4 protein-coding genes and 4 pseudogenes are annotated in these 8079 nt (G+C 57.8%); 4 read left to right on the top strand and 4 right to left on the bottom strand.

What is annotated here, in order from left to right; translation table 11 throughout:
• Together ALO64_RS26130 and ALO64_RS03905 are read left to right on the top strand one after the other, a co-directional pair.
• Positions 1 to 133: pseudogene (locus tag ALO64_RS26130) on the top strand (thiol-disulfide oxidoreductase); the annotation flags it as partial.
• Positions 134 to 403: 270 nt separating this feature from the next.
• The gene (locus tag ALO64_RS03905) at positions 404 to 1612 is read left to right on the top strand and encodes a sugar transporter (protein ID WP_031596642.1); all 1209 of its coding nucleotides are present in this window, start codon (positions 404 to 406) and stop codon (positions 1610 to 1612) included.
• Between the two features lie 66 nt (positions 1613 to 1678).
• On the opposite strand, the gene pcsA is transcribed toward ALO64_RS03905, so the two are convergent.
• A complete protein-coding gene (gene pcsA, locus ALO64_RS03910; RefSeq protein ID WP_002552093.1) occupies positions 1679 to 2398 on the bottom strand; it encodes a phosphatidylcholine synthase in 720 nt (239 codons plus the stop codon).
• Positions 2399 to 2485: 87 nt separating this feature from the next.
• Positions 2486 to 4494 (bottom strand): annotated as a pseudogene (locus ALO64_RS03915) (alkaline phosphatase D family protein).
• Positions 4495 to 4772: 278 nt separating this feature from the next.
• Between ALO64_RS03915 and ALO64_RS26735 the strand changes: the two are divergent.
• A pseudogene (locus tag ALO64_RS26735) lies at positions 4773 to 5555 on the top strand (MCP four helix bundle domain-containing protein); the annotation flags it as partial.
• The gene (locus ALO64_RS26740) at positions 5550 to 6413 is read left to right on the top strand and encodes a methyl-accepting chemotaxis protein (RefSeq protein WP_404940561.1); all 864 of its coding nucleotides are present in this window, start codon (positions 5550 to 5552) and stop codon (positions 6411 to 6413) included. The pseudogene ALO64_RS26735 and the gene ALO64_RS26740, both read left to right, overlap by 6 nt.
• 8 nt (positions 6414 to 6421) lie before the next feature.
• On the opposite strand, the gene ALO64_RS03925 is transcribed toward ALO64_RS26740, so the two are convergent.
• Positions 6422 to 6859 (bottom strand): GNAT family N-acetyltransferase, encoded by a 438-nt coding sequence (locus ALO64_RS03925; RefSeq protein WP_005734637.1) that lies wholly within the window; start codon positions 6857 to 6859, stop codon positions 6422 to 6424.
• 66 nt (positions 6860 to 6925) lie between these two features.
• Positions 6926 to 8029 (bottom strand): annotated as a pseudogene (locus tag ALO64_RS03930) (diguanylate cyclase domain-containing protein); the annotation flags it as partial.
• Positions 8030 to 8079: the final 50 nt, after the last annotated feature.

Genomic DNA, 8079 nt, shown 5'->3' on the forward strand with positions numbered 1-8079 from the left:
TTTATTTTGTCTACGCCCTCTAAGGGACTGGGCCTACAACCGTATCGCGCTCAACCGATATCGCCTGTTCGGGCGCTATGATCACTGTCTGTTGCCGTCGCCCGAGAACCGCCAGCGCTTCCTTGACGGCTGACGACCGGCGGTCATTTGTAAAGTCTGTCATGACTGTACGGGTTGTGATCCACTCTGGCGGTCCGTAGAATTCGTGTCATCTGGCTTCACTCCCCATATCCACAATAATCCACTTTGCACACTGCGCCCGATTCTGAAGGTCGAGCGGAGCGTTTTTGCGTTGGTTTTTCAGTGGGGGGCGAGCCGCGGTTTTCCATACAGGTGTCAGGCGTGCATGTTCATGCGTGGCGATCGTCCTTCGGGTCGGAACATTTTCAGGGCGTTGCGACTCTTGATAACTTCACCTCCAAACGAGCAAGCAGGTAGCTGGCTTGGCGTATTCGCGCTGGCCTTGGCGGCCTTCATTTTCAATACCACCGAGTTCGTGCCGATAGGTCTGCTGAGTAACATCGGCCAGAGCTTCGAGATGACCCCCGCCCAGGTCGGGCTGATGCTCACGATCTATGCCTGGGTTGTGTCGCTGATGTCGTTGCCGATGATGCTGGCGACGCGCAACATCGAGCGCCGCAAGTTGCTGATGTTCGTGTTCGGACTGTTTGTGGTCAGCCATGTACTCTCCGCAATCTCCCCCAGCTTCGCAATCCTGCTGGTGAGTCGGGTCGGTATCGCCTTTGCACATGCGGTGTTCTGGTCGGTCACGGCGTCGCTGGCCGTGCGCATCGCACCGCCCGGCAAGCAGGTTCAGGCGCTTGGCCTGCTGGCGACCGGTACATCGCTGGCGATGGTGCTGGGTATTCCGCTGGGTCGCGTGCTGGGTGAAGCCCTGGGCTGGCGGACTACCTTTCTGGGCATCGCCGGCATCGCTGCGCTGGTAGTCTTCCTGTTGGCTCGCGCGCTGCCTTTGCTGCCCAGCCAGAACTCCGGCTCGTTGCGCAGCCTGCCGATCCTGTTCAAACGCCCACGGTTAATGGCGATCTACCTGCTGACCGCGATTGTGGTGACCGCTCATTTCACCGCCTACAGCTATATCGAGCCGTTCACCCAGACTGTGTCCCGACTCAGCGGCGAAATGACCACGATTCTGCTGCTGGTCTTTGGCGGTGCAGGAATCATGGGCTCGATCATCTTCAGCCTGTTCAGCGACCGCTTCCCTAACGGGCTATTGATCACCGCCATTGGCACGCTGACCGTTTGCCTGCTCATGCTATTGCCACTCTCCGGCGATGCGACAGCGCTCGGCACGCTGACCATTATCTGGGGCATGGCGATCATGTGCTTCGGGCTGACCTTGCAAGCGCGTGTGCTCTCGCTGGCACCGGATGCGACCGATGTGGCAATGGCGCTGTTCTCGGGCATCTTCAATATCGGTATTGGTGGCGGTGCGCTGCTCGGCAGCGTGGTCAGCAGCCATCTCGGGGTTGCCAATGTCGGTATTGTCGGCGGCCTGCTGGCCTTGGGCGGGTTGGGGTTGTGCTGCTTTACGACGCATTACTTCGGCAAAATCCCGCCTGCTACCGAGGTGCAGGCCGAGAGCAAATAGGGCGCGCATAAAAAAGCTCGCTGACCGCGCAATGCCCGNNGCGAGCTTTTTGTTCTGGCCTCGGCGTCAGGCTTTAAGCCGGCCCAGCCACTCCAGCGACGTTCTCCAGACACAAATTCCGAGAAAATACGCCGACATCGCCAGCCACAGCCCCATGACCACAGGGCCGTTGTGCGGGTGGTTGATGATCAGCAGCGCGCTGGACAACAACCACACGGTGGTGACTGCGATGTTGATCGGCATGAAACGACGCACACGGAACGGGTGCAGAAACTTCATGCGCGTCAGGGTCAGCAATGCCAGGGCGATAATGGTGATAAACGTCAGCCACGGCGCGGGCGACAGAATGTAAAGGCACAGGGCAACTACGTTCCATGCCGCGGGAAAGCCCTGAAAGTAGTTGTCCTTGCTTTTCATGTCGACGTTGCAGAAGCAGAACAGCGACGACACCAGAATCACCGATACGCTGAGCAGCAACGTGTAATCCGGCACCGGTATGTAGCGATAGATGAACAGTGCCGGAATGAACACGTAGGTCAGATAGTCTATGACCAGGTCCAGCACCGAGCCATCGAAGTGCGGCAGTACCGATGTGGTATTGACCTTGCGAGCCAGTGAGCCGTCTACGCCATCCACGATCAGGGCAGCGCCCAGCCACAGCAGGCAGGCTTTGGGTTCGTTGTTGAACAAGGCAATGGTAGCCAGGAACGCAAGGACGACGCCGGTGGCGGTGAAGCCATGCGCGCCCCAAGCGTTGAGTCTGGCTATGCGTTGATTGGTTATCACGGGGGCGCTCTCCAGGAAATAATGCTTGCCAGGGTGTGCCGCAAACCTGACCGGTAGCAACTATCGACCCGGCAATTGCCGATAAGTTTAGCGGTGACTATCCCTTGTTTCCCGGTTACTTTCCAGAAAACCGCGATCTGTGTCAGACCGCTCGTCTCTGGAGTCTTGCGGTTCGACGAAACAGGTAGGCGCGTCACCGTTGGCATTGAGTTGGTTGATCAGGGTCGGCTGGCCCTGTTCATTGAACATTACCTGACCGACACCTGCCGAGTTCCATAAGCGTTCACCGGCCTTGCTGTGCTCGGGCATGCGCGGAACAACCTTCATAAGGCGGCGCTTGGTGAACCAGTTAAGAGGTGAGCGGGGGGAGTATAACCAGCGATTCAGCCGATCAAAAGTGTCCAGCAGACGACGGGGGAATTCATTCTTGATGCCACTGCTGGTGATTTGCCAGATGTGAGGCCCGCCACTGCGCTGACGGATCAGGATTTCGTAGACGAACGAGTAATGCACATCACCCGAGAGGATCACGTAATTGCCCGGGGTTCTGGAATGGCGAAAGATGTTCAGAATGACGTTGGCTGCGCCACGATGCGCCATCCAGTTTTCCGCATCGACCAGCAACGGGTAGCCGCACCAACTGAAGACACGCTGTATCGCCTCAATCAACTTGACGCCGAACACGGGGGCAGGTGACACGATAATCGCCGATTTATGGTCGATCAGCTCCTGTTGCAGTTCACTGAGCGCTTCCCAGTCCAGCAGGCCGGACGGGTGATTGAAATTCGATTCACTGCGCCAGCGTCGGGTGCGCGTATCCAGTACCACCAGCGCCGGGCTGGTCGGCAGAACGTAATGCCACTGTTGAAACTTCAGCAACTGATCGATCAGCGCGTCTTGGGCCGTGCTGTCCAGCCAGTTATCCTTGCGCACAGCCGCTGCACTCAGTTCATGTACCTGCCGGACCAGGTCGTTGAGTGCGTCGGGATTGTTACCCCAGCCCTGGCAGAGCAGATAGGCGAGCAGGGCATTGCCGATGATGCGTTTCGAGAAGGGATGGCCGTACGCGGTTTCTTCCCAGTTTGCCGACAGGTTCCAGTCATCGGTGATGTCATGGTCGTCAAAAATCATCATGCACGGCAGGTGAGCCATCGCACGCGCCACGCCCTCAAGCCCCGCAGTGAAATCCTCGACCAGTTGCTGCTCTCTGGCATAACGCTTGACTTCGTCGGCTTCCAGATGTGGCTTGCCTGGCTCGATCAGGGTCCAGGGCGTGGGTGACCAGACCAGCAGGTACATCGCCACCACTTCCGCCAGAGTGACCAAATGGTTATCCGCAGTGCTGCTGGTAAATACCGGCTTGCTGGTGCCACCAAAGAACCGCTCACGCAGCGTGTCGTTGCTTTTCAGGGCGGGTAGCAGGTCGGCACGCTGGTAATAGCTGGCCGGGTGCGCATAAAGGCTGGTGCTGTCGTCGACAACAGCACCGTCGAGTTGCTCATCGAACAACCCCAGCCGTTCGATCAGCACATGAATGGCGCGCAGCATCGGCCCGGCGACATCGTCGGCGTAGATCTGATCGCCGCTCATCATCAACAGCGCAGGGCGTTGCAACGGGTCCTGGTTGTCGGCCAACAGGCGATCCACGCAGAGCAGACCCTCGGCCGCGCTGTGATGTGGCTTGCGACACGAGCCATGCAAGAGCTGATCAATGCTGCTGCGCACCACGAAATTCGGATAACGGGCACCGTCGTACAGCAGGTGCGGCGCCCACTCGGCGATACCGCCCGGTTCGCCATCTACCAACAGGTCGTAATCGATCCAGGTGTCCAGGGGCGCTCGGCCTCCAGTTGCAGGTCGATCAGATGAATGAATGCGTGGCGACCTACCGCGACGATCTGGCATTGCTGATCGGTCAGTGAATGGTCGTTGAAGTCATCTGCTGCATTCTCAACGCCATGACGCAGACGCAGTATCAGCTTGAGCGGGCGCGAGCCCACCAGCCACAGTACCAGGCGGCCGGCTTCCTGGCGGCGTAACAGCGGACCGGCAAGGATGGACGGTAATGGACGTTTTTCGGCGGGCGAAGACGACATCCTGATTCATGGCTCTGACTGATCGTAGGCGGGAAATACTAACGCAGTCAGTGCGGAAAGTTCTTGTTACACCGCTGGGCCGTTACCTTCAGCCTGTTTCAAAGCATTGCGCCATTAGCCATTAGCCATTAGCCCTGAGCCCTTGGCGGCCAATCGGATGAATGTCACTTCAGTGGTGCTTGATGCTGCCGATAGACGCTTTATACAGAGCCTGAAGCTGCCGGTCCTCGAGCACCGCAGCCCAGCCTCAGCCAGCTGTTAAAACTAGAGATTTCTCCATGAACTGGTTCTACAACGCCAAGCTTTCCACCAAGCTGTTTATCTCATTTGCACTCTGCGCGGTTATCACCCTCGCGGTGGGGATGGTTGCCAGCCGGGGGATCGGTGAGCTTGCCAGCAACCTGAAACTTGCGTTCTCCAACAACCTGGTGTCGGTGTCGAAAACCAACGAGGCCACCATCAATGTTGTCGAGCAGAATCGTGATTTGTATCGCTTGCTTTCGGTCGCCGCCAGCGATGCGTCGCAAAGCGCGAAGGATGAAGTTCTCGCCAGCATGAAAAACAATCGCGCAGAAGCAGAAAAAGCTTACGCGACCTATCGTGCGACACCGCTTGAAGATGACGAGCGCGCTGCAGGTGATCAGATGGACAAGGACTGGCCCGTCTATCAGACGCTGGTCGATCGGGCTGCGGCTGTTGCCTTTTCCGGAGACGTTGCAGCCGCGAGGGCGCTGGTCGAAGGCGACGTTCGCAAGGCCTATCTGACCGTGATGGGTGAGCTGAACATCATAGTCGGCTCCAACAACCGTCAGATAGGCGAAGGTGCAATCGCCGCTGGAAAAACAGAATCATCGGCCAATCTCAATCTGTATATGGGTATCGGCATTGCCTTCGTGGCTGCTTTCCTTTTGGCACTGTTTATCAGTCGTGTGATCAGTTCGCCCATTTCCTCTGCCCTTGTCAGTGCGCAGCGCATTGCCGGTGGCGATTTGACCCAGCCGATCGTCAGCACTCACCGTGATGAAGCAGGCCTGATGCTTACTGCGCTCAGTGATATGCAGAACAGCCTGAAGAGCACCATCGGACAGATCTCCAGCGCTGCCGATCAGCTTGCTTCGGCTGCTGAAGAACTCAATGCCGTTACCGAAGAAGGCAGCCGTGGCCTGACGCGACAGAACGACGAGATTCAATTGGCTGCCACGGCGGTCACCGAAATGACCGCTGCGGTCGAAGAAGTGGCGCGTAACGCCATGTCTACCTCTGACGCCTCAAAGCGGACCAGTACCGAAGCGGCTACCGGGCGTGATCAGGCGCGTGATGCGGTCAGTGCGATCAATAACGTCAGCGCCGAGATCAGCAGCTCCACCTCAATGGTTGAAGAGCTTGCCGGGCGGGTTCGTGAGATTGGTCAGGTGCTGGACGTGATTCGTGGTATCGCCGAACAGACCAACCTGCTGGCCCTCAACGCCGCCATCGAGGCTGCGCGCGCCGGTGAACAGGGCCGCGGCTTTGCCGTGGTGGCCGACGAAGTACGTGCGCTTGCCGCTCGTACTCAGGCGTCCACAGGTGAAATCGAAACCATGATAGGCAGCGTGCAGGCCAGTGCCGATCAGGCTGTGCGAGCCATGGGTAACAGCCGTACCCTCGCCAGCAATACTCAATCCCTGGCTCAGGCCACCGGCCAGTCGCTGGAGCGCATTGCGCAGAGCATTGCCGAAATCAACGATCGCAACATGCTGATTGCTACCGCGTCCGAAGAGCAGTCGCACGTTGCGCGCGAGGTGGATCGCAACCTGATCAACATTCAGGACCTCTCCACCCAGACCGCTGCTGGCGCTCACCAGACCAGCGCTTCAAGTCAGGAGCTGTCTCGTCTGGCGATTTCCTTCAACAACCTGGTAGGCAAGTTCAAGGTCTGACGCAAGCGTCAGGACGCTGATACCGGCAGGCGCTTCTGGAAAAAGAAGCGCTTGCTGCCGGGCGGATAGTCGTCAATCTGCCCGAACTCGGTGTAACCGTGGCGGCGATAGAAATCCGGAGCCTGGAAGTCGAAGGTATCCAGCCAGATCCCTGCACAGCCTTTCTCGACCGCAAGATCCTCAGCCATCTGCATCAAACGCGAGCCCATGCCTTGCCCCCGGGTTTGCTCCGGCACCACCAGCAACTCGATGAACAACCATTGATAAAGAATGCGTGCGTGCAGGCCACCGAGAATTTCCCGGGTCTGATCATCGCGAATGAACATCGCCACTTTCTCTGACTCGCCGTCACCCGCTTGCTCGGCGTTAAAGCGCTTCAGTGGTTCCAGAATCGCCAGGCGATCTTCTTCTGTAGGGTTGTTATTGACATCAATGTGAACGCTCATGCGCTGGCTCCTGGCCTTGGTTTGCGCGACGAGCTTAAAGCGGCCTGGATGTGGGGTAAAGGTCTGCGGCGCGGTTGCACACGCTACCCCCAGGCTTACAGTAACGAACGCGCTTTCGCCCAGCACCGGGTGCGGCAACTTGAGCGCCGCGACAGCGGCCTGCAGGGCGTCGGCCATTTCTCTGGCCTGTCCGGCATCGCCATTCATCAGAACCAGAACCTCTTCACCGCCAAAACGAAACGCCACGGCTCCATTTTCATGCGCGCTTTGCTGGATTTTCTGACAGAGCAACTTGAGGCAGGTATCGCCTTGTGGGTGTCCATAGTTGTCGTTGTAGGATTTGAAGTGATCGATGTCCAGCAGGATGATGGTCACGTCCGCCGGTGTTTTACGCGCGCTTTCCCAGACCGAGGTCATCACTTCGTCCTGATAGCGTCGATTGAACAGGCGGGTCAAACCATCGGTGCGTGCGAACTCCATCAACTGCACTTGCAGCAGGCGTCCGCGAAGCGCGAACAGATAGCTCATGCGGCTGGCGCGCTCCAGAAAATACGAAGCCATTAACAGCAGCGCTACCGTGGAGACGAACAGCACTGCATTGGCCTGCCAGATCACAAAGTCCGCGAAATTGGCAATGTAGGTTGTCACCAACTGGATGATCAGCATGCATGACATCGCGGCGGCTGCATGGCGCAGGGGCAATTGCTGGATCATGGTGCAATAGGCCATGATCAACAGCATGCCCAGTTGATAAAAGATTTGATACGGGCTCTGGCTGTGAATCATCACCAGCATGGGCATGAGCGAGCACAGTACCGTCGCGGTCGCAGCTGTCGTTTCCATTGCCCAGCGAGTGGAAAAGCGTTGCGCCAGCACTAACAGCACAATAAACATCGGCGTGATCAGGCACAGACGCCCCAGCGCCACATAGACAAATACATCCCGCAGAATCAACCAGTCACTGATCAGAAACAGGTTGTAGATCAGGCTGCCACCAATCTCCACCGCCGTCAGAAATTCGCGCCGCTGTGGCCTGGTTTCCGCCTGGTAGCGTCGCTCAAGCACACGGCTGAAGCGCAACGCACCCACACCTGAAGTAATCGTCTGCTCTACCTCCGCAAGGAGTTGTGCATCTTCAGGATTGGGGCGTTCAAGGGCGGAAACGAGCATGTGACACCGGTACATTAACATCGAGAGACATTAGGAGGGTGTAGACAAAA

This window comes from Pseudomonas meliae (genome assembly GCF_001400515.1).
Classification (GTDB): domain Bacteria; phylum Pseudomonadota; class Gammaproteobacteria; order Pseudomonadales; family Pseudomonadaceae; genus Aquipseudomonas; species Aquipseudomonas amygdali.

Bases quoted from the DNA above. Each gene is read 5' to 3' on its own strand.
- ALO64_RS26740 (WP_404940561.1), top strand. From the start codon at position 5,550: ATGCAGAACAGCCTGAAGAGCACCATCGGACAGATCTCCAGCGCTGCC.
- ALO64_RS03925 (WP_005734637.1), bottom strand. From the start codon at position 6,859: ATGAGCGTTCACATTGATGTCAATAACAACCCTACAGAAGAAGATCGC.